The organism is Streptomyces diversicolor (assembly GCF_057537855.1).
In genome coordinates, this window is sequence record NZ_BAAJXA010000037.1 from 1 (window position 1) to 20,193 (window position 20,193).

Annotated in this window: 14 protein-coding genes and 1 pseudogene; 8 read left to right on the forward strand and 7 right to left on the reverse strand. The window is 71.9% G+C overall.

Translation table 11 applies throughout. The features are described 5' to 3' along the window. Window positions 1-55: 55 nt before the first annotated feature. From AC27LF_RS33920 to AC27LF_RS33940, 5 genes are read right to left on the reverse strand one after another with little or no spacing between them, the layout of a single operon-like run. Entirely contained in the window at window positions 56-1,366 is a 1,311-nt protein-coding gene (locus tag AC27LF_RS33920) for a DUF58 domain-containing protein (RefSeq protein WP_479662392.1), read from the reverse strand. Continuing rightward, a complete protein-coding gene (locus AC27LF_RS33925; RefSeq protein ID WP_479662391.1) occupies window positions 1,366-2,355 on the reverse strand; it encodes an AAA family ATPase in 990 nt (329 codons plus the stop codon). The genes AC27LF_RS33920 and AC27LF_RS33925 overlap by 1 nt, the downstream gene beginning before the upstream one ends. Then, a complete protein-coding gene (locus AC27LF_RS33930; RefSeq protein WP_479662390.1) occupies window positions 2,355-3,551 on the reverse strand; it encodes a DUF4350 domain-containing protein in 1,197 nt (398 codons plus the stop codon). The genes AC27LF_RS33925 and AC27LF_RS33930 overlap by 1 nt, the downstream gene beginning before the upstream one ends. Further along, a complete protein-coding gene (locus tag AC27LF_RS33935; RefSeq protein WP_479662389.1) occupies window positions 3,548-4,330 on the reverse strand; it encodes a DUF4129 domain-containing protein in 783 nt (260 codons plus the stop codon). The genes AC27LF_RS33930 and AC27LF_RS33935 overlap by 4 nt, the downstream gene beginning before the upstream one ends. Before the next feature lie 4 nt (window positions 4,331-4,334). Then, a complete protein-coding gene (locus tag AC27LF_RS33940) occupies window positions 4,335-5,705 on the reverse strand; it encodes a hypothetical protein (RefSeq protein WP_479662388.1) in 1,371 nt (456 codons plus the stop codon). Window positions 5,706-5,845: 140 nt separating this feature from the next. On the opposite strand from AC27LF_RS33940, the pseudogene mtnA reads away from it, so the two are divergent. The 7 genes and pseudogenes from mtnA to AC27LF_RS33975 all read left to right on the forward strand — a co-directional run bounded on the left by mtnA (window position 5,846) and on the right by AC27LF_RS33975 (window position 14,858). Continuing rightward, window positions 5,846-7,027 (forward strand): annotated as a pseudogene (gene mtnA / locus AC27LF_RS33945) (S-methyl-5-thioribose-1-phosphate isomerase). A gap of 127 nt (window positions 7,028-7,154) precedes the next feature. Continuing rightward, a complete protein-coding gene (gene mtrA, locus AC27LF_RS33950; protein WP_191870552.1) occupies window positions 7,155-7,844 on the forward strand; it encodes a two-component system response regulator MtrA in 690 nt (229 codons plus the stop codon). A 1-nt stretch (window position 7,845) separates the two neighbouring features. Then, on the forward strand, window positions 7,846-9,912 hold the full coding sequence (gene mtrB, locus AC27LF_RS33955) for an MtrAB system histidine kinase MtrB (protein ID WP_479660285.1): 2,067 nt from the start codon (window positions 7,846-7,848) through the stop codon (window positions 9,910-9,912). Next, window positions 9,902-11,734 carry an LpqB family beta-propeller domain-containing protein gene (locus AC27LF_RS33960; RefSeq protein ID WP_479660286.1) on the forward strand — a complete coding sequence of 611 codons (1,833 nt, stop codon included), beginning with the start codon at window positions 9,902-9,904 and terminating at the stop codon, window positions 11,732-11,734. The genes mtrB and AC27LF_RS33960 overlap by 11 nt, the downstream gene beginning before the upstream one ends. Window positions 11,735-12,073: 339 nt before the next feature. Beyond that, window positions 12,074-12,907, forward strand: a complete 834-nt coding sequence (locus tag AC27LF_RS33965; RefSeq protein WP_479660287.1) for a ComF family protein — start codon at window positions 12,074-12,076, stop codon at window positions 12,905-12,907. 311 nt (window positions 12,908-13,218) lie between these two features. After that, entirely contained in the window at window positions 13,219-13,911 is a 693-nt protein-coding gene (hpf, locus tag AC27LF_RS33970; RefSeq protein ID WP_404038205.1) for a ribosome hibernation-promoting factor, HPF/YfiA family, read from the forward strand. Between the two features lie 203 nt (window positions 13,912-14,114). Further along, complete coding sequence (locus AC27LF_RS33975; RefSeq protein WP_479660288.1) at window positions 14,115-14,858, forward strand: response regulator; 744 nt, start codon at window positions 14,115-14,117, stop codon at window positions 14,856-14,858. A gap of 3 nt (window positions 14,859-14,861) precedes the next feature. Here the strand turns inward: AC27LF_RS33975 and AC27LF_RS33980 are convergent, their stop codons facing one another. Then, entirely contained in the window at window positions 14,862-16,037 is a 1,176-nt protein-coding gene (locus AC27LF_RS33980; RefSeq protein WP_479660289.1) for a winged helix-turn-helix domain-containing protein, read from the reverse strand. A gap of 130 nt (window positions 16,038-16,167) precedes the next feature. Continuing rightward, the gene (locus AC27LF_RS33985) at window positions 16,168-16,749 is read right to left on the reverse strand and encodes a GNAT family N-acetyltransferase (protein ID WP_479660290.1); all 582 of its coding nucleotides are present in this window, start codon (window positions 16,747-16,749) and stop codon (window positions 16,168-16,170) included. A gap of 372 nt (window positions 16,750-17,121) precedes the next feature. On the opposite strand from AC27LF_RS33985, the gene secA reads away from it, so the two are divergent. Continuing rightward, window positions 17,122-19,938 carry a preprotein translocase subunit SecA gene (gene secA / locus AC27LF_RS33990; RefSeq protein WP_479660291.1) on the forward strand — a complete coding sequence of 939 codons (2,817 nt, stop codon included), beginning with the start codon at window positions 17,122-17,124 and terminating at the stop codon, window positions 19,936-19,938. The last annotated feature ends 255 nt before the right edge of the window (window positions 19,939-20,193 follow it).

Here is a 20,193-nt window from a genome sequence, read left to right on the forward strand (position 1 = left end):
CAGGGCCCGACCCGTTCGGGCCCTTTCTTCTTTCCGTTCCTTTTCGGATTCCCTTTCAGAGTCGTCCGGCCGCCTTCAGAGCGAGATAGGCGTCCGCCAGAGCCGGCGCGAGGTCGTCCGGTGTCGCGTCGACGACCGTCACTCCATGGCGGCGAAGCTGCTCCGCCGTGCGATGCCGTTCGGTCTGTGCCTGGGCCGCGGCGGCGGCCTCGTAGACCGCATCGACGTTCCCACGGGCGGTCGCCATGCCGGCGATATGAGGATCGGCCACCGACGCCACCAGGACCGTATGGCGCTGGGTGAGCTGCGCGAGCACGGGAAGCAGGCCCTCCTCGACCGGCGCCGCGTCGAGAGTGGTGAGAAGGACGATCAGGGAGCGGCGCGGGGCCGTACGGAGCGCCATGGCGGTGAGGCCACGCGCGTCGGTCTCCACGAGTTCGGGCTCAAGCGTGGCCATCGCGTTGACCAGGGACGGCAGCACATCGCGTGCGGTACGTCCCTGGACCAGGGCGCGCGGTCGGCGGTCGTAGGCGAGGAGGTCCACCCGGTCGCCTGCGCGGGAGGCGAGCGCCGCCAGGAGCAGGGCGGCGTCCATGGAGGCGTCCAGGCGTGGGGCGTCGCCCACGCGGCCCGCCGAAGTGCGGCCGGTGTCCAGGACCAGCAGGATGTGCCGGTCGCGTTCCGGACGCCAGGTGCGTACGGCCACCGCGGTCTGGCGCGCCGTGGCCCGCCAGTCGATGGAACGGGTGTCGTCGCCGGGTACGTAGTCCCGCAGGCTGTCGAACTCCGTGCCCTGGCCCCTGATCAGCACGCTGGTGCGGCCGTCCAGTTCGCGCAGCCGGGCGAGCTTCGACGGGAGGTGCTTGCGGCTGGCGAACGGCGGCAGGACCCGTACCGTCCAGGGAACCCGGTGGGCTCCTTGACGGGAGAACAGGCCGAGGGGGCCGTAGGAGCGGATCGTCACACGGTCGGCGTGGCGGTCGCCGCGGCGCGTGGGGTGCAACCGGGTCGTGATGCGCCGGCGCTCGCCCGGGGGCACGGTGAAGCGGTGGCGGGAGGCATCGATCTCCGTGCCGGGCTGCCAACTGCTCGGTGGCCAGGCGTCCCGCAGTCGGGCCCGGAGCGGGCGGCGCGAGGGGTTGGTGACGGTCAGCGTCACGTCGGCGGTCTCGCCCAGTCGCGCGGATGTGTCGCCGGAACGGGCCAGGACCAGGCGTCGTACGGGCGCCGCGAGGGCGAAGTCGCAGGCGCAGGCCACGGCCAGCGGGCCGTTGACCGCGAGGATGCCCGTCCAGCCGGGATCCCAGATGCCGACGGGTACGGAGCCGAGGGCCGCCAGCAGGGCGGCGCGTCCGGTGAGCGGCATCAGCGGGGAACCGGGACGTGCGCGAGGATCGCGTTGATGACGGAGTCGGCCGTCACGCCCTCCATCTCGGCCTCGGGGCGCAGTTGCACGCGGTGCCGGAGGGTCGGCAGGGCCAGGGCCTTCACGTCGTCGGGGATGACGTAGTCGCGGCCGGTCAGCCAGGCCCAGGCGCGGGCGGTGGCGAGCAGGGCGGTGGCGCCGCGCGGGGACACGCCCAGGGCGAGGGACGGCGACTCGCGGGTCGCGCGGCAGATGTCCACGACGTAGGCGGTGATCTCGGGGGAGACGGTCGTCTTGGCGACCGAGGCGCGGGCGGCTTCCAGGTCGGCCGGGCCCGCGACGGGGCGCACGCCGGCGGCGCGCAGGTCGCGCGGGTTGAAGCCGGCGGCGTGCCGGGTGAGGACGTCGATCTCGTCCTGCCGGGCGGGCAGCGGGATCGTCAGTTTGAGCAGGAAGCGGTCGAGCTGCGCTTCGGGGAGCGGGTAGGTGCCCTCGTACTCGACCGGGTTCTGTGTCGCGGCGACCAGGAACGGTTCGGGCAGCGGCCGGGGAGTGCCGTCGACGGTGACCTGGCGTTCCTCCATGGCCTCCAGCAGGGAGGACTGGGTCTTCGGCGGGGTGCGGTTGATCTCGTCGGCGAGCAGGAGGTTGGTGAAGACCGGGCCGGGCTGGAAGGAGAACTCGGCGGTGCGGGTGTCGTAGACGAGGGAGCCGGTGACGTCGCTCGGCATGAGGTCGGGGGTGAACTGGACGCGTTTGGTCTCCAGTTCCAGGGCGGACGCGAGGGCGCGCACCAGCAGCGTCTTGGCGACGCCGGGGACGCCTTCGAGCAGGACGTGTCCGCGGCACAGCAGGGCGACGACGAGGCCGGTCACGGCGGGGTCCTGGCCGACCACGGCTTTGGCGATCTCGGCACGCAGGGCCTCCAGGGAGGCGCGGGCGCCGCCCGCATCCCCGGCGGTCGCGGCGTTGTCAGTGGTCGGGTCCATCATGGACGGCGTACCTCACTTTCGAGGGCGTCGAGTCGGTCGGTGAGCGTGATCAGGGCTGCGTCATCGGCGGGCGGAGGCCCGAAGAGGAGGGAGTGCAGGGCCCGTCCGTCGCCGTGGAGGTGGCTGGACAGGGCGGGCAGCAGGGCTTCGGGCGCGTGCGCCTGGGCGACGGGGACGCCGACCAGAGGGGCGAGGCGGGTGCGGGTGGTGGAGCGAAGAGCGGCGGCGGCGCGGTCTCGGGCGTCGGCCTTGCGGTAGAGGCGGGCGCGGCCTTCGACGGTCTCGGAGGCGCGGATCGCGACGGGGAGTCTTTCGGGCACGAGGGGACCGAGTCGGCGTGCCCGCCAGAAGGCGGCGAGGAGCGCGGCGACGAACAGTTGCAGCGTGCCCCACAGCCAGCCGGAGGGGAGCAGGTCGAGGAAGTCCTTCTGGTCACCGGTGTTGGTGGCCGAGGTGTCGGCGAGCGAGGGGAGGTACCAGACCAGATGGGGGCGGGAGCCGAGGAGTTGAAGCGCGAGCGAGGCGTTGCCCTGCTCGTCGAGGCGGTCGTTGTAGAGGATGTCGGGCGCGCCGAGGACGACGGTGTCGCCGTTCCCGGAGGCGTCGGGGACGTGGACCAGCGTGGCCAGGCGCTCGCTGGGGTAGCAGGAGTCGGCGTCGAGGCGGGTGGTGGTGTAGCGGATGCCGCCGGTGTCGGCCGCGCCCGCGCGTACGGCGGCGGGCAGGTCGCACCCGGGGGAGAGCGTCGACCCGAAGCTGGTGGCGGGGTCCGCGGTCACACCGGGCACGAGCCGTTCCACGGAGGAGCTGCCGGCGGCGACGAGGAGGGTGCGCCCGCCGGACCGGGCGGTCGCGGAGTGCAGTGCGCTCTGCTGGCCGGGCGTGAGCAGGTCGGGCACGGCGATCAGCAGGGTGGTGTCCGGGCCGGCCGCGGTGCGGGCCTCGTCCAGGGTGGTGACCACGCGGGTGGACACGCCGCGGTCGGCGAGCAGTTCGGCGACCGCGCGGCTTCCGTAGGGGTCGGCGGAGCGGGGGTCGAGGGCGCCGTGCCGGGCGTCGGAGCGGATGACGGCGATCGCGACGGCTCCGGCGAGCAGCAGCAGGAAGGCGAGGGCGATGCCTCGCGTGCGGGTCAACACCTGGCGGGCGGTGGGCGAGGCCGAGGTGGAGGGAAGGGTGGCCCCGGTGGTCATTCGGCGGCCCCCCGGCGGCTGTGGTGGGCCGTGCTGTGGCTGCTGACGGCGAGGGCGGGTTTGCTGCGCTCCAGGTCGCGGTCGAGTCCGGCGAGCCGGTCGTACGCCTGTCGGTCCGCTCGGCGGCCGCCGTACGTCACGTCGTCGAAGTCGCGGGCGGCGGCGTGCAGCCGGTCGGTGTGGGCGGGCAGGGCGCGGCCGGCTTCGGAGGCCGCCTCGTCGGCGGTGCGGCCGGGGCGGACGTCGAGCAGGGCCCGTTCTTCGAGGGCGCGGACGATGGCCCGCATGCGCTCCTGGACGGCCTGGTTCCAGTGGCCCTGGGCCGCGTGCGCTTCGGCGGCGGCGCGGTGTTCCGCGGCGCTGCGCGGGCGGTCGTCGAAGAGGGCGGGGGCGGTGGCCGGGCGCCGCCGCGGGGTGCCAAGGCGCCACCACAGGGCGGCCAGTACGGCGATGACGGCCAGGACGACGACGATCAGGCCGAGTGTTCCCCCGGGGGTTGCCGAGGCGGCGGTGTCGAGGACTTTGCCGAGCCAGTCCCAGACGGCGTCCATGGCCCGCTGGAGCAGGCTGGGGTCGTTCTCGTGGTACATCCGCTTGGCCAGCTCGCGTCGGGCGGCCTCCCGCGCGGGATCGCGTCCGACGGTCACCGGCGGCTCGTCGCCCGAACCGGCCACTGACAGTACGGCCGTGTCGGCCGCCCGGAGCAGGCCCCGGACGGCCGCGTCGGCCGCGCGCGGCAGGACCGGCGCCGTGCTGAGAAGGTCCCCCGCCCGGATCACCGCGTCAGCTCCCCGGGGTGGCGCCGGGCGCGGTCACGCCGTAGTCCTGGACACCGGCCGCGCGGGCCAGTTCGAGGTCGAGGGCTTCACGGCGGATGCGCTGGTCGATGTAGAGGAGCACGCTGACACCCGCGTTGATCGGGAAGGTGATCGTGGAGCCGATCACCGAGCCGATGCCGCTGACGATGAGGAACGTCCAGCCGACGTTGCCGGTGCCTTCGAGGAAGCTGGAGAAGCCGTCACCGCTGAGCGCCGCGGCGATCAGGGCGAAGGGGATGACGATGATCGACGCGACGATGTTCGCGATGATCGCGGCGAGCAGCTGGATGCCGAAGATGCGCCACCAGGAGCCGCGCACGAGCTTGGCGGAGCGGCCCATCGACTTCAGGATGCTCTGCCGTTCCAGCATCAGCGCGGGCGAGGCCAGAGAGTAGCGGACCATGAGCCAGACCACGACGACGGCCGCCCCGAGCAGGCCGAGGACGAGGAGCGCGGCGGTGGCGCCGCCCCCCGCGCCGGCCGCGGCCACGATGATGCCGGGCAGCGCGCCGCAGAGCAGGATGCCGGCGGCGATGAGCGGCAGCAGGAAGACCAGGCCGAACAGCCTCGGGACCTGCGGGCGGGCGTCGCGCCATGCCTCGCCGGTGGTCACGGCCCGGCCGAGGACGGCCCGGCTGGTCACGGTCGTCAGCAGGGCGGTGGCGATGATGGTGCCGATGGAGGAGATCAGCAGGACGGCGACCGAGCCGAGCATCGCCTCGCCCATGGCGCGGGAGACCTCGCCGAGGGTGGCGCTCGGGTCGTTGAGGGCGTCGGTGCTCGCGGTGTCGTTCAGGACGAGGCCCTGGAAGAGGATGACGACGATCTCCGTGATGACCGCGATGGTCAGCGAGATGCCCAGGACGGTGCGCCAGTAGGTGCGCATGGTGGAGACGGCGCCGTCGAGGATTTCGCCGACACCGAGCGGGCGCAGGGGGATCACTCCGGGCTTGGCCGCGGGCGGGGGGCCGCCCCAGCCGGCGCCCCAGGCTCCGTAGCCGCCGGGCCCCCCGTAGCCACCGCCCCCGTAGCCACCGTATCCGCCCTGGCCACCGGGGCCGCCGTAGCCTCCCTGACCGCCGCCCCAGCCCGGGCCGGGCGGCGGAGGCGGCGGGGCCTGGCCCGGGGCCGGGGCGCCCGTGGGCGCGGACCACTGGCCGGGTGGCGGCTGCTCCTTGGACCACTGCGCACCGGAATCCTGCGGGTCTGCGCCCGGCTGGTCGACGGGCTGTGCGGGCCCCGGCCGGTCGGCGGGGTCGGCAGGGCCGGACGCGCCGGGTTCCTGCCCGTCGGACGGGGCGGATCCGGGCGAGGCCCAGCCCGGAGTGTCGTTCATCGAAGCTCCTTCTCGGTGCCCGTCCGCGGGTGCGGCGGCAGGTTGGCAGCCATCGTGCCATGGGGCGGTGACCACGGGACCGGCCGCGGTGGGGGCTGCGCACCTTCAATTGTCCGTGGGGTACGGGGCAGACTGACCGCATGGCTGATCAGGACGCGCACACCGGCGAGGGCAGGCACGCGACCGGGATACCGGCGATCCGCTGGGAGGAGCCGCCCGAAGGTCCCGTACTGGTCCTTCTCGACCAGACCAGACTTCCGGCCGAGGAGGTCGAGTTCGTGTGCACGGACGCTTCGGCCCTGGTCGGCGCGATCCGGTCGCTCGCCGTGCGCGGGGCGCCGCTGCTCGGCATCGCGGGGGCGTACGGCGTCGCGCTCGCCGCCGCGCGGGGCTTCGACGTGGACGAGGCCGCGGACGCGCTCCAGGGTGCCCGGCCCACCGCGGTGAACCTGTCCGTCGGGGTGCGCAGGGCGCGGGCCGCTCACCGGGCCGCACTCGCCGCGGGCGCTGGCCTCGGCGTCCTCCCGGTGCAGGTCCCGGGCGGCGGCCAGCGCGGCGGCCGCCGCGCTGGCCGCCGCCCGGGACCTGCACCGGGAGGACGCCGAGGCCAGCGCCCGGATGGCCGGGCACGGGCTGGCGCTGCTGGACGAACTGCTGCCCGGCGGCGGGCACCGGATCCTCACGCACTGCAACACCGGGTCGCTGGTGTCGGGCGGGGAGGGCACCGCGTTCGCCGTGGCGCTCGCCGCGCACCGGGAGGGACGGCTGCGCCGGTTGTGGGTCGATGAGACCCGTCCCCTGTTGCAGGGGGCGCGGCTGACGGCGTACGAGGCGGCGCGCAGCGGCATGGCGTACACCTTGCTCACCGACAACGCGGCCGGTTCGCTGTTCGCGGCGGGCGAGGTGGACGCGGTGCTGATCGGGGCGGACCGCATCGCGGCCGACGGGTCGGTGGCGAACAAGGTGGGCAGCTATCCGCTGGCGGTGCTCGCCCGCTACCACCACGTGCCGTTCATCGTGGTGGCGCCGGTGACGACGGTGGACCTCGACACGTCCGACGGGGCGTCCATCGAGGTGGAGCAGCGCCCCGGGTACGAGGTGACCGAGATCACAGCGCCGCAGGTGCCGGTCGGGGGACCTGGCGGCGGGATGCCGGTGGCGCCGCTGGGGGCACAGGCGTACAACCCGGCGTTCGATGTGACGCCGCCGGAGCTGGTGACGGCGATCGTCACCGAGGCGGGCGTGGCCTCGCCGGTGACGGCCGCCTCGGTCGCGGAACTGCTCTCCGGTCACGTCGTGCAGCGGCTGGAGACATGAGGTAAGGGGCGGGCGCTCACCCGGCGGTAGTAGCCGCCCGTGACGAGGGCAGACAGTGACGGGCTGGTACGACTATCGTCACTGGCCGGTGACCTTGTTCACCTGCGCCGCCTTCGCCGTTATGAGAATGGGATGATGTCGTTTATGAAGGGACGTGTCCTTGTCGTCGACGACGACACCGCACTGGCCGAGATGCTCGGCATCGTGCTGCGTGGTGAAGGTTTTGAGCCGTCTTTCGTGGCCGACGGTGACAAGGCGCTCGCCGCTTTCCGTGAGACCAAGCCCGACCTGGTGCTGCTCGACCTGATGCTGCCCGGCAGGGACGGCATCGAGGTGTGCCGGCTGATCCGGGCGGAGTCCGGCGTGCCGATCGTGATGCTCACCGCGAAGAGCGACACCGTCGACGTGGTCGTGGGGCTGGAGTCGGGCGCCGACGACTACATCGTCAAGCCGTTCAAGCCGAAGGAACTGGTGGCCCGGATCCGGGCCCGGCTGCGCAGGTCGGAGGAGCCGGCGCCGGAGCAGCTCACCATAGGCGACCTCGTCATCGACGTGGCCGGGCACTCCGTGAAGCGGGACGGGCAGTCGATCGCGCTGACGCCGCTGGAGTTCGATCTGCTGGTCGCGCTGGCCCGCAAGCCGTGGCAGGTGTTCACCCGCGAGGTCCTGCTGGAGCAGGTGTGGGGCTACCGGCACGCGGCGGACACGCGGCTGGTGAACGTGCACGTGCAGCGGCTGCGGTCCAAGGTCGAGAAGGATCCGGAGCGGCCGGAGATCGTGGTGACCGTCCGTGGTGTCGGTTACAAGGCCGGACCGAGCTGACGTGTCCGGGGGCGGTGCCGCTTCGGCTCCCGGCCGGCCCGGGAACCGTCCGGGGCGGCCTGCCGGCCGCAAGACGGCCGGGTCGCGCTGGGGGCGCCTCCTTGAGGGCGGGCTGTTGCAGGGCGGGGTGCAGGGCAGCCCGGTGCTGCGGCTGTTCATGCGCTGGGTGCGCCGGCCGCTGTTGCCGGTCATGCGGCTGTGGCGGCGCAACATCCAGCTCAAGGTCGTCGTCACGACGCTGCTGATGTCGCTGGGTGTCGTTCTGCTGCTCGGCTTCGTCGTCATCGGGCAGGTGCGCAACGGCCTTCTGGACGCGAAGGTGAAGGCGTCGCAGAGCCAGGCCACCGGCGGGTTCGCGGTGGCCAAGCAGAAGGCCGACGAGGCCGCCAGCAGCACCGGTGACGACGCCTCGGCGGTCGACAGCCGGCAGTCGCAGAACGTCATCCAGTGGATGAGCGACCTCGTCGAGTCGCTGTCCAGCGGCGGCCAGGGCGCCTTCGACGTGGTGACACTCCCGGCGGGCGACGAGAGCGGCGGCGGACGCAGCCCGCGCGGCTCCGGATACGTCGACCCGTCCGCCAGCGTGCCCGTGGACCTGCGCACACGGGTCCACACCAGTACGACCGCGGCCCAGAGCTACACCCGCATCGTCTACAGCAACGGCAAGAACTCCCAGCCCGCGCTCGTCATCGGCAAGCAGGTCAACGACCCGAACGGGGACCCGTACGAGCTGTACTACCTCTTCCCGCTGTCGCAGGAGGAGAAGTCGCTGAGCCTGGTCAAGGGCACGCTCGCGACCGCCGGGCTCTTCGTCGTCGTACTCCTCGGGGCGATCGCGTGGCTGGTGGTGCGGCAGGTCGTGACGCCCGTGCGGATGGCGGCCGGGATCGCGGAGCGGCTGTCGGCCGGGCGTCTTCAGGAGCGGATGAAGGTCACCGGCGAGGACGACATCGCGCGCCTCGGCGAAGCCTTCAACAAGATGGCGCAGAACCTGCAACTGAAGATCCAGCAGCTGGAGGACCTGTCGCGGATGCAGCGGCGGTTCGTCTCCGACGTGTCGCACGAACTGCGCACCCCGCTGACGACCGTGCGCATGGCCGCCGACGTGATCCACGAGGCGCGCGAGGACTTCGACCCGGTGACCGCCCGGTCGGCGGAACTGCTCGCCGACCAGCTGGACCGTTTCGAGTCGCTGCTCGCCGATCTGCTGGAGATCAGCCGATTCGACGCGGGCGCGGCGGCGCTGGAAGCCGAGGCGATAGACCTGCGCGAGGTCGTACGGCGGGTCGTCAGCGGGGCCGAGCCGCTTGCCGAGCGCAAGGGCAGCCGGATACGCGTCGTCGGCGACCAGCAGCCCGTGGTCGCGGAGGCGGACGCCCGGCGTGTGGAGCGGGTGCTGCGCAATCTCGTCGTCAACGCCGTGGAGCACGGTGAGGGCAAGGACGTCGTCGTCAAGCTGGCGGCGGCCGGCGGAGCGGTCGCGGTCGCGGTGCGCGACTACGGCGTGGGGCTCAAGCCCGGCGAGGCGACCCGGGTCTTCAGCCGCTTCTGGCGCGCCGATCCCGCACGCGCGCGTACCACCGGCGGCACGGGCCTTGGCCTGTCCATCGCCCTGGAGGACGCACGGCTGCACGGCGGCTGGTTGCAGGCGTGGGGCGAGCCGGGCGGCGGATCGCAGTTCCGGCTGACGCTGCCGCGTACCGCCGACGAGCCGCTGCGGGGCTCGCCCATACCCCTGGAGCCGAAGGACTCGCGGCGCAACGCGGGACAGGGCGAGGCCGGCCCGCCGAGCGACGACGACAAACGGGCCACGGTGCCGGCCCAGTCCACGGGCGGCCAGGTGCCGCCGCTGCCCCCGCACGCCCCGCTCCCGCAGCGGCTGGCCACGGTGGCACCGACCGCCGACCCGACGGCGCTGCCCGGCAGCGGCGCGCGCGTCGTCTCCCGGCCCGGCGCAACCCTGCGGCACCGGGACGAGGTGCCGGCCGCGGACGCGGAGCCGGACACGAACCGCGCGACGGCCGCGGAGGATTCGAACACCGCAGGGGAGGCATTTCGTGGGCGCTGACCGTGAAGGGGGCGGCCGGCGTCGGCCGGGGCGCGCGGTGGTGTACGCCGCCTGTGGTGCCGTACTGCTGGCGGGGTGCGCCTCGATGCCGGACGGCGGTGATCTGCGGGACGTCGAGTCGACGCCCCGGCAGGACACGCAGGTGCGCGTGTTCGCCATGCCGCCCCAGGAGAACGCGGCGCCGGGGGAGATCGTGCAGGGCTTCCTGGAGGCGCTGACCAGCGACGACCCGGGATACGACACGGCCCGCAAGTATCTGACCCCCACCGTCGCGCGCAAGTGGCGGCCCGAGCAGTCCACCACGGTGCTCGCCGACGCGCCGAGCACCGTCGTCGACCACGGCGGCGGCGGGCGGGAGGACCCGAGCAGCCTCACCTACACGCTGGCCGGGAGCAGGGTCGCCACCGTCGACGCGCAGCAGGCGTACGCGCCCGCCGAGGGGGCGTACGCCAAGCGGCTGCACCTGACGCGGGACGCCAAGAGCGGGCAGTGGCGCATCGACGCGCTGCCGCAGGGCGTCGTGATGGGCAAGTCCGACTTCCAGCGGAACTACACCTCGGTCAACAAGTACTACTTCGCCGCGCACACCACGGTCGGGGCCGACGGGCAGCCGGTGGCCGTCGCCGACCCGGTCTATCTGCGCAAGCGGGTGGACCCGATGACGCAGGTGGTGCGCTCGCTGCTGAACGGGCCCACGACGTGGCTCGGGCCCGGGGTCCGGTCGAGTTTCCCGGCCGGTACGGCGCTGCAGAAGGGCGCCGGCGCGCTGACGCCCGACGACCAGAACCGGCTGACGGTGCCGCTGAACGCGACGGCAGCCCGGGCCGGGGCGGCCGAGTGCCGGGAAATGGCGACCCAACTGCTGTTCACCCTGCAGAACCTGACGCCCACTGTGGACACGGTCGAGTTGCAGGGGCCGGATGAGCGGACGCTGTGCGACCTCACCGAGGAGCGGGCCGAGTCCGTCGCCTGGCACGGCGCCGTGAAGGGACCCGACTACCTGTACTTCCTCGACGACAAGCACCGGCTGGTCCGGATAGCGGGCACCAGCACGAGCACCACCGCCGTGCCGGTGCCGGGGCCGCTCGGCGACGGCAGCAAGCAGTTCGCGTCCGTCGCGGTCTCGCGGGACGAACACACCGCGGCCGGGGTCGGCAACGACGGGAAGTCGCTGTACGTGGCCTCGCTGACGCCGGACGGTTCGCTCGGCGAACCCCTGGTGACCAGCAGCGGCGCCGGCGAGACCGACCGGCTGGCCACGCCGAGCTGGGACGCCCGCGGTGACCTCTGGGTGGTCGACCGCAATCCCCGCGACCCGCGGCTGCTCCTGCTGGAGCAGGGCTCGGGGAAGCCGCAGTCGGTGCGGACCCCGGGGCTGTCCGGCCACATCGAGGACGTCCGGGTGGCCGCGGACGGGGTGCGGATGGCGCTCGTCGTGGAGGAGGGCGACAAGCAGTCACTGCTGGTCGGGCGGATCCAACGGGACGACGGCTCCGGGCAGGGGCCCGCCGTCCTCGAACTGCGCTCCGCTGCACCCGGGTTGGAACAGGTCACCGCCATGTCGTGGGCCGGGGACGGCAGGCTCGTCGTGGTCGGGCGCGAGCAGGGGGGCGTGCAGCAGATGCGGTACGTGCAGGTCGACGGGTCGGCGCCGGGGAGCCAGGCGCCCGCGGCCCTGACCGGGGTGAAGGCGATCACCGCGTCCGAGGACGACCGGGTGCCGCTGGTGGCTTACTCGGAGGACGGAATCGTGCGGCTGCCGTCCGGCGCGCAGTGGCAGAAGGTGGTCAAGGACGGATCGGCGCCGATCTATCCGGGGTGAGGCTCCTCGGGGATGCGGTCTGTACCGGATGCGGGGTGAGGTCTGTCGGGGGTGAGGCCCGTCGGGGTGAGGTCTGAACTGGGGTGAGGTCTGAACTGGGGTGCGGTCCGTACTGGGTGCCGTGTGCAGCGGCCGGCTCGGTCTGCTGTCTCGGACCGTCCGTGCTCGCACTCGTCCCCGACGGGTCGGCCACCTCGCCCCGGCCGCGTTGGGCTGTTCCCTGGTCCCATGGGCTGTTCGCTTGTGTGGGTGACGGCCGTGATGACCTGCGGGGAGTTGTCCACAGGGAGTTTTCCACAGGGGTGGCCGGTCGGCCCGGTCGTTGGCACAGTGGTGGCCATGCGGGGGTGGTGGCAGGACCTCACCGACCTGGTGCTGCCGGCCGAGTGCTCCGGCTGCGGCAGGCCCCGCACGGTGCTCTGCGAGCAGTGCCGTGCCGCCCTGAGCGGGGCCGCGCCGAGCCGGGTGCGGCCGCAGCCGGAACCGCCCGGGCTGCCGGTGGTGCACGCGGCGGCTCCGTACGCGGACGAGGTGCGGGCGACCCTCCTCGCCCACAAGGAACGCGGCGCGCTGGCACTGGCGCGCCCCCTGGGCGCCGCTCTCGCCCGAGCGGTGCGCGCGGGGTCCGGGCGGCGGGATGTCCCCCTGCTGCTCGTGCCGGTGCCGTCCGCGCGGTGGGCGGTGCGGGCGCGGGGTCACGATCCGGTACGGCGGATCGCCCTCGCGGCGGCCGGTGAGCTGCGGCGCGGCGGACGGCGTGCGCGCGTGGTCGGGGTGCTGCGGCAGCGGCGGGCCGTGGCCGACCAGTCGGGACTCAGCTCCCGTCAGCGGCTCGGCAATGTCGCGGGCGCGCTGGAGGTGACGGCGGGCGGTGCCCGGCTGCTCGCCGGGGGCCATCTCGTTCTGGTCGACGATCTGATGACGACCGGTGCCTCCCTGGCGGAGGCGGCGCGTGCCGTACGGGAGGCGGTCGGCGAAGCCGGCGGGAGAAGGATTGTGTACGGGCGTGCAGGTCGGGAAGGAAGGGAGGAACAGATCGGCGGATCAACGGAAGAGAGCCGCAACGCGGGAAACGGAGGAGCGGGAATGGCGAGCCGGAACGATGCCGGGCGGTTGATCCGTGCGGCAGTGGTCGCGGCCCCGCCGGATTCCTTCGAAATGAGCCGGAACTGACCGCGGATGTGCGTCGTTGCAGGTAGTGAGAGGGTCTATTCACCTGAACGGAGGTACGCCGCAGTAGAGGGTGACGACATCCGTCCGGGCGAGATATGTTCGGTTGTGAGGGAAAGCCGCAGGCCATACCTCCCATATCCGAATGCCGTGCTGCGGTGGACCGTAATGACCCGCGCCGGCGTGGTGGAGATCTTGCCCATGGGGGAGGAGGTGGACGTCACCGAGTCCGAGGCTCCGGGGTTCACCGGGGCCTGGTGCAAAAGGGAGATGCTCCGCCACCGCAGCGGAGCGATCCGGGAACGGAGTTCTGCGTGGACATCGTCGTCAAGGGCCGCAAGACCGAGGTGCCCGAGCGGTTCCGCAAGCACGTGGCCGAGAAGCTGAAGCTGGAGAAGATCCAGAAGCTCGACGGCAAGGTGATCAGCCTCGACGTCGAGGTGTCCAAGGAGCCCAACCCCCGACAGGCCGACCGTTGCGACCGAGTGGAGATCACGCTCCGCTCCCGCGGTCCGGTGATCCGGGCGGAGGCAGCGGCCAGCGACCCGTACGCGGCACTGGACCTGGCGGCGGAGAAGCTGGACGCCCGGCTGCGCAAGCAGCACGACAAGCGGTTCTCCCGCCGCGGCGCGCGCCGTATTTCGGCCGCCGAGGTCCCCGACCATGTCCCGGGAGCGGCGACGCTCAACGGGAACGGCCACCCCGTCCAGGAGGAAGAGACGGACGGAGTGCCCACGAAGAAGGTCGGCTCCCTCGAAGTACAGGGCGAAGGCCCGCTCATCGTCCGCGAGAAGACCCACGTCGCCTCCCCGATGACCCTCGACCAGGCCCTCTACGAGATGGAACTGGTCGGCCATGACTTCTATCTGTTCGTCGACTCCGAGACCAAGGAACCCAGTGTCGTCTACCGGCGGCACGCCTACGACTACGGCGTCATCCACCTGAACACGGACCCGATGGTCACTCGGGCGGAATCCCCCGCGGCAGGGGGCACGCTGGGCGGCTGACGCACCCGGCCGGCGGTTGAGCGGGTGCCCCTGGAGCGCGTGTGCGCCCCCAGGGGCACCGGTGTGCGACCACTTCGCGCCCCGCGTGTCACCGCGGTGTCGTCCCGGCATGAAATCATGGCCGCATCGGCCCAACCGGTGGGCCGTTGCCTTGGGTTGGCGATGGCACAGGACCACAGCCACAGCCTTCAGGGGGAGGAACGATGGCGGACAGCTTCGGACCGATGCGGGAGGGGGATGCCGACGACGTCGTCGGCATGGGCCCGGACGCGGGCTCTCCACGCAAGGAGCCGATCAGAGTCCTGGTCGTCGACGATCACGCCCTGTTCCGCCGTGGCCTGGAGATCGTGCTCGCCGCCGAGGAGGACATCCAGGTCGTGGGGGAGGCGGGCGACGGCGCCGAGGCCGTCGACAAGGCCGCCGATCTGCTGCCCGACATCGTGCTGATGGATGTGCGGATGCCCAAGCGCGGCGGGATCGAGGCATGCACCTCCATCAAGGAAGTGGCACCCAGCGCCAAGATCATCATGCTGACGATCAGCGATGAGGAGGCCGACCTCTACGACGCGATCAAGGCGGGCGCCACCGGATATCTGCTCAAGGAGATCTCCACGGACGAGGTGGCCACGGCCATTCGCGCCGTCGCGGACGGACAGTCGCAGATCAGCCCGTCCATGGCGTCGAAACTGCTCACCGAGTTCAAGTCGATGATCCAGCGCACCGACGAGCGCCGGCTGGTGCCGGCGCCGCGGCTCACCGACCGCGAACTCGAAGTGCTCAAACTCGTGGCCACGGGGATGAACAACCGTGATATCGCCAAGGAGTTGTTCATCTCCGAGAACACCGTGAAGAACCATGTGCGCAACATCCTGGAGAAGCTGCAGCTGCATTCCAGGATGGAGGCCGTGGTCTACGCGATGCGGGAGAAGATCCTGGAGATCCGCTGAGGCTCAGCCGAGCAGACGGGCGAGTTCGCCGGCCAGCGCCTCGCGGAGACCGGGTGCGTCCACCCGTACCACCCGTACGTCCGTGCAGCTCACCCAGCTCGCCGCCTCGACCAGGGCCTGGGCGACGGCCGGGACCGCCTTCGCGCCGTCCAGGGTGACCTGCTTGGCGACCAGGGTGCGTCCCTCGCGGGCCGGGTCGACGCGCCCGACGAGCCGGCCACCGGCCAGCACCGGCATGGCGAAGTAGCCGTACACCCGCTTCGGCTTCGGGACGTAGGCCTCAAGGCGGTGGGTGAAGCCGAAGATCCGTTCTGTGCGGGCGCGCTCCCAGATCAGGGAGTCGAACGGGGACAGCAGCGTGGTGCGGTGCCGGCCCCGCGGGGGCGTCTCCAGGGCCGCCGGGTCCGCCCAGGCCGGCTTGCCCCAGCCCTCCACCGTGACCGGGACCAGGCCCGAGTCCGCGATCACCGCGTCGACCTGCTCGCCCTTGAGCCGGTGGTAGTCGGCGATGTCCGCGCGCGTGCCGACGCCGAGGGACTGGCCCGCGAGGCGGACCAGGCGGCGCAGGCACTCGGTGTCGTCCAGCTCGTCGTGCAGCAGGGTGTCCGGGATCGCGCGCTCCGCCAGGTCGTACACCCGCTTCCAGCCGCGGCGCGCCACGCACACGACCTCCCCGTACATCAGCGCGCGTTCGACGGCGACCTTCGAGCCGGACCAGTCCCACCACTCGCTGGTGCGCTTCGCGCCGCCCAACTCCGTGGCGGTGAGCGGCCCTTCGGCCCGGATCTGCTTGATGACCTGCTCGTAGGTGCCGTCGGGCAGTTCGTGGTTCCAGTGCGGGCGGTTGCGGTAGGCGCGGCGGCGGAAGGCGAAGTGGGGCCACTCCTCCACGGGGAGGATGCAGGCGGCGTGGGACCAGTACTCGAATGCGTGGGTGTCCGTCCAGTAGGCGTTCTCCACGGCCTTGCGGCCGACCGCGCCGAGCCGGGCGTAGGGGATCAGTTCGTGCGAGCGGGCGAGGACCGAGATGGTGTCGAGCTGGACCGCGCCGAGGTGGCGGAGGACACCGCGGACCCCGGCCCGGCGGTCGGGAGTGCCGAGGAAGCCCTGGGCCCGCAGGGCGATACGGCGGGCTTCGTCGGCCGAGAGGTCGGTGGTGGGGCGCGGAAGGGTCGTCATGGGTTCGCAGCGTATGGGGTGGGTCTGACAATGGGCCCGGGACGGGGGTGGGCCGCGTCCGGGGCACGCCGTCGGCAGAGGCGGGAGCCGTGGGCTGGGGCTGGGCCGGGTGGCGTGCGGCGGTCGGCTGTCAGCGGGTCCGTTGCGGAGCGGGCAGGTACGGCGCGGCCGACGGCAGTCCCAGGTCGGACGGGAGCAGCGAGCCCACCCAGCAGTCCCGGCGTACGCCCTTGTTGTTCGTCGCCGAGCGCAGCGTGCCCTCGACGGTGAAACCCGCCCGCTCGGCGACCGCGCGCGAGGCGTGGTTGCCGACCTCGGCACGCCACTCCACGCGGTCGATGGCCAGGCGGGTGAAGGCCCAGCGGGCGACGGCGAGGGTGGCCTCGGTGACGTAGCCCTGGCCGCGGTGCTCCTTCGTGGACCAGAAACCCACCTCGGCGACGCCCAGGGCGCGCATCGTCAGGGCGAGCATGCCCGCCAGCTCCCCTTCGGCAAGGAAGAGGCCGAAGGTGAACATCGAGTCGTTCGCCCAGCCGTCGGGGACCGTCCGCTCGGTGAAGCCGCGGGCGTGCTCGGGCAGATAGGGCGAGGGGAACTGGGAGATCCAGCGCTGGAGGTCGGGGTCCTGCGCGGCGGTGAGCACCGCGTCGGTGTCGGGCGGGCCGGGGGAGCGCAGGACGAGCCGGTCGGTGGTGAGGGTGACGGGGTCCATCGGGAGATTCTGCTCGGGCGCCCGCGCCGGCGCCATCCCTGTGGCGCGCGCCGTGCAATCCCCGAGGTCCGCGCCCGCGCCGTCCCGGTGGCCCGCGCGGTGTGACCGTGTGCCCGGGGTGTCGTCGCTGCCGTGGGTGAGCAGGTGATCACAGTTCGCACAAATCCCCGGTCGGACGCGGCACTATCCGCGCATCCCGGCCGTTGTCCTCTATGAAAAGAGCCTGTGAAGGCGTCGGCCGATCAGCAGCGGACGACCGTAGCCCCGCCGGGCCTCCCGGCGTGGGCGGGTCCTCGCATACGATGGCCGTTGCTCAGTACGTCAAACGGAAACCGACCGTCCCAGGCCCGACCGGCAAGGAGACCAGCCCCCGTGTCCGTCCTCTCGAAGATCATGCGTGCAGGCGAAGGCAAGATCCTGCGCAAGCTGCACCGCATCGCGGACCAGGTCAACTCCATCGAAGAGGACTTCGTCGACCTCTCCGACGCCGAGCTGCGGGCCCTCACCGATGAATACAAGCAGCGGTACGCCGACGGGGAACCCCTGGACGACCTGCTCCCCGAGGCGTTCGCCACGGTGCGCGAGGCCGCCAAGCGCGTCCTCGGCCAGCGGCACTACGACGTGCAGCTGATGGGTGGCGCCGCCCTCCATCTCGGCTACGTGGCCGAGATGAAGACCGGTGAGGGCAAGACGCTCGTCGGCACGCTGCCCGCGTACCTCAACGCCCTCTCCGGAGACGGCGTCCACCTCATCACGGTCAACGACTACCTGGCCGAGCGTGACTCCGAGATGATGGGCCGCGTTCACAAGTTCCTCGGCCTGACCGTCGGCTGCATCCTGGCCAACATGACGCCGGCCCAGCGCCGCGAGCAGTACGGCTGCGACATCACGTACGGCACGAACAACGAGTTCGGCTTCGACTATCTGCGCGACAACATGGCCTGGGCCAAGGACGAGCTGGTCCAGCGCGGCCACAACTTCGCCATCGTGGACGAGGTCGACTCCATCCTCATCGACGAGGCCCGTACGCCGCTGATCATCTCCGGCCCCGCCGACCAGGCCACCAAGTGGTACGGCGACTTCGCCAAGCTGGTCACGCGCCTCAAGCGCGGCGAGGCGGGCAACCCCCTCAAGGGCGTCGAGGAGACCGGTGACTACGACGTCGACGAGAAGAAGCGTACGGTCGCCATCCACGAGCCCGGCGTCTCCAAGGTCGAGGACTGGCTGGGCATCGACAACCTCTACGAGTCGGTGAACACCCCGCTCGTCGGCTATCTGAACAACGCCATCAAGGCGAAGGAACTGTTCAAGAAGGACAAGGACTACGTCGTCATCGACGGCGAGGTCATGATCGTCGACGAGCACACCGGCCGTATCCTCGCCGGCCGCCGCTACAACGAGGGCATGCACCAGGCGATCGAGGCGAAGGAAGGGGTGGACATCAAGGACGAGAACCAGACGCTCGCCACGATCACCCTGCAGAACTTCTTCCGCCTCTACAAGAAGCTCTCCGGCATGACCGGTACGGCGATGACCGAGGCCGCCGAGTTCCACCAGATCTACAAGCTCGGCGTGGTCCCGATCCCGACCAACAGGCCGATGATCCGCAAGGACCAGTCGGACCTGATCTACCGCACCGAGGTCGCCAAGTTCGAGGCGGTCGTGGACGACATCGCCGAGAAGCACGAGAAGGGCCAGCCGATCCTCGTCGGCACGACGTCCGTCGAGAAGTCGGAGTACCTTTCGCAGCAGCTCAGCAAGCGCGGCATCCAGCACGAGGTGCTGAACGCGAAGCAGCACGACCGCGAGGCCACCATCGTCGCCCAGGCCGGCCGCAAGGGCGCCGTCACCGTGGCGACGAACATGGCCGGCCGTGGTACGGACATCAAGCTCGGCGGCAACCCCGAGGACCTGGCCGACGCGGAGCTGCGGCAGCGCGGCCTCGACCCCGAGGAGCACATCGAGGAGTGGGCCGCCGCGCTGCCCACCGCCCTGGCCAAGGCCGAGCAGGCCGTCAAGGCCGAGAAGGAAGAGGTCGAGGAGATCGGCGGCCTGTATGTGCTGGGCACCGAGCGGCACGAGTCCCGCCGCATCGACAACCAGCTGCGCGGTCGTAGCGGCCGTCAGGGCGACCCGGGCGAGTCCCGTTTCTACCTGTCCCTCGGCGACGACCTGATGCGTCTGTTCAAGGCCCAGATGGTCGAGCGCGTGATGTCGATGGCGAACGTGCCCGACGACGTGCCGATCGAGAACAAGATGGTCACGCGCGCGATCGCGTCGGCCCAGTCGCAGGTCGAGCAGCAGAACTTCGAAACCCGTAAGAACGTTCTGAAGTACGACGAAGTCCTCAACCGCCAGCGCGAGGTCATCTACGGCGAGCGGCGCCGCGTCCTGGAGGGCGAGGACCTGCGCGAGCAGGTGCAGCACTTCATGGACGACACGATCGACGCCTATGTCGGAGCGGAGACCGCAGAGGGCTTCCCCGAGGACTGGGACCTGGACCGGCTGTGGGGCGCCTTCAAGCAGCTCTACCCGGTGAAGGTCAGCATCGACGAACTGGAGGAGGCGGCCGGCGACCGGGCCGGGCTGACCGCCGAGTTCATCGCCGAGTCCATCAAGGACGACATCCACGAGCAGTACGAGGCCCGCGAGGCGCAGCTCGGCTCCGACATCATGCGTGAGCTGGAGCGCCGGGTCGTGCTGTCGGTGCTCGACCGCAAGTGGCGTGAACACCTCTACGAGATGGACTACCTCCAGGAGGGCATCGGCCTGCGCGCGATGGCGCAGAAGGACCCGCTGGTCGAGTACCAGCGCGAGGGCTTCGACATGTTCACCGCGATGATGGAGGGCATCAAGGAGGAGTCCGTCGGCTACCTGTTCAACCTGGAGGTCCAGGTCGAGCAGCAGGTCGAGGAGGTTCCGGTCGAGGACGCCGAGCCGGTGGCCGAGGGCGTCCAGGACGCGGTGCCGGCCCAGGCGGGCTCCCGCCCGGAGATCCGCGCCAAGGGGCTCGACGCCCCGCAGCGCCGCGGCCTGCACTTCTCCGCGGCGACCGTGGACGGCGAGGGCGGCATCGTCGAGGGCGACTTCACCTACGACGAAGACGAGCCGGTGCGCTCCGAGTCCGACGGTCTGACGCGGGCCGAGCGCCGCAGGCAGGCCAAGGGCGGTCGACGCCGCAAGAAGTGACGGCGCCCAGGACGCCGTAGCGTCCCGACGGGCCGGCCCATCCCCGGATGGGCCGGCCCGTCGGCGTTCCCCCGAACCCCGTCCCGGTTCGGCAGGGTCCCGATGGGCGCGGGGCTGTGTCGGCATACGGCTCCGCCGCGAGGCGAGCGACGCCTGTCGCGGAGCGCGTTCCGCACCCAACCACACGACCGCGCCCCCTCAGGGGTGCGGGGAACTGCGCGCCCAACCACAGACCGCCCTGCACTCGACAACGCG

Bases quoted from the DNA above. Each gene is read 5' to 3' on its own strand.
- AC27LF_RS33940 (WP_479662388.1), bottom strand. From the start codon at position 5,705: ATGAACGACACTCCGGGCTGGGCCTCGCCCGGATCCGCCCCGTCCGAC.
- AC27LF_RS33925 (WP_479662391.1), bottom strand. From the start codon at position 2,355: ATGGACCCGACCACTGACAACGCCGCGACCGCCGGGGATGCGGGCGGC.
- AC27LF_RS33980 (WP_479660289.1), bottom strand. From the start codon at position 16,037: ATGACGACCCTTCCGCGCCCCACCACCGACCTCTCGGCCGACGAAGCC.
- AC27LF_RS33985 (WP_479660290.1), bottom strand. From the start codon at position 16,749: ATGGACCCCGTCACCCTCACCACCGACCGGCTCGTCCTGCGCTCCCCC.
- AC27LF_RS33920 (WP_479662392.1), bottom strand. From the start codon at position 1,366: ATGCCGCTCACCGGACGCGCCGCCCTGCTGGCGGCCCTCGGCTCCGTA.
- mtrA (WP_191870552.1), top strand. From the start codon at position 7,155: ATGATGTCGTTTATGAAGGGACGTGTCCTTGTCGTCGACGACGACACC.
- AC27LF_RS33965 (WP_479660287.1), top strand. From the start codon at position 12,074: ATGCGGGGGTGGTGGCAGGACCTCACCGACCTGGTGCTGCCGGCCGAG.
- AC27LF_RS33930 (WP_479662390.1), bottom strand. From the start codon at position 3,551: ATGACCACCGGGGCCACCCTTCCCTCCACCTCGGCCTCGCCCACCGCC.
- AC27LF_RS33975 (WP_479660288.1), top strand. From the start codon at position 14,115: ATGGCGGACAGCTTCGGACCGATGCGGGAGGGGGATGCCGACGACGTC.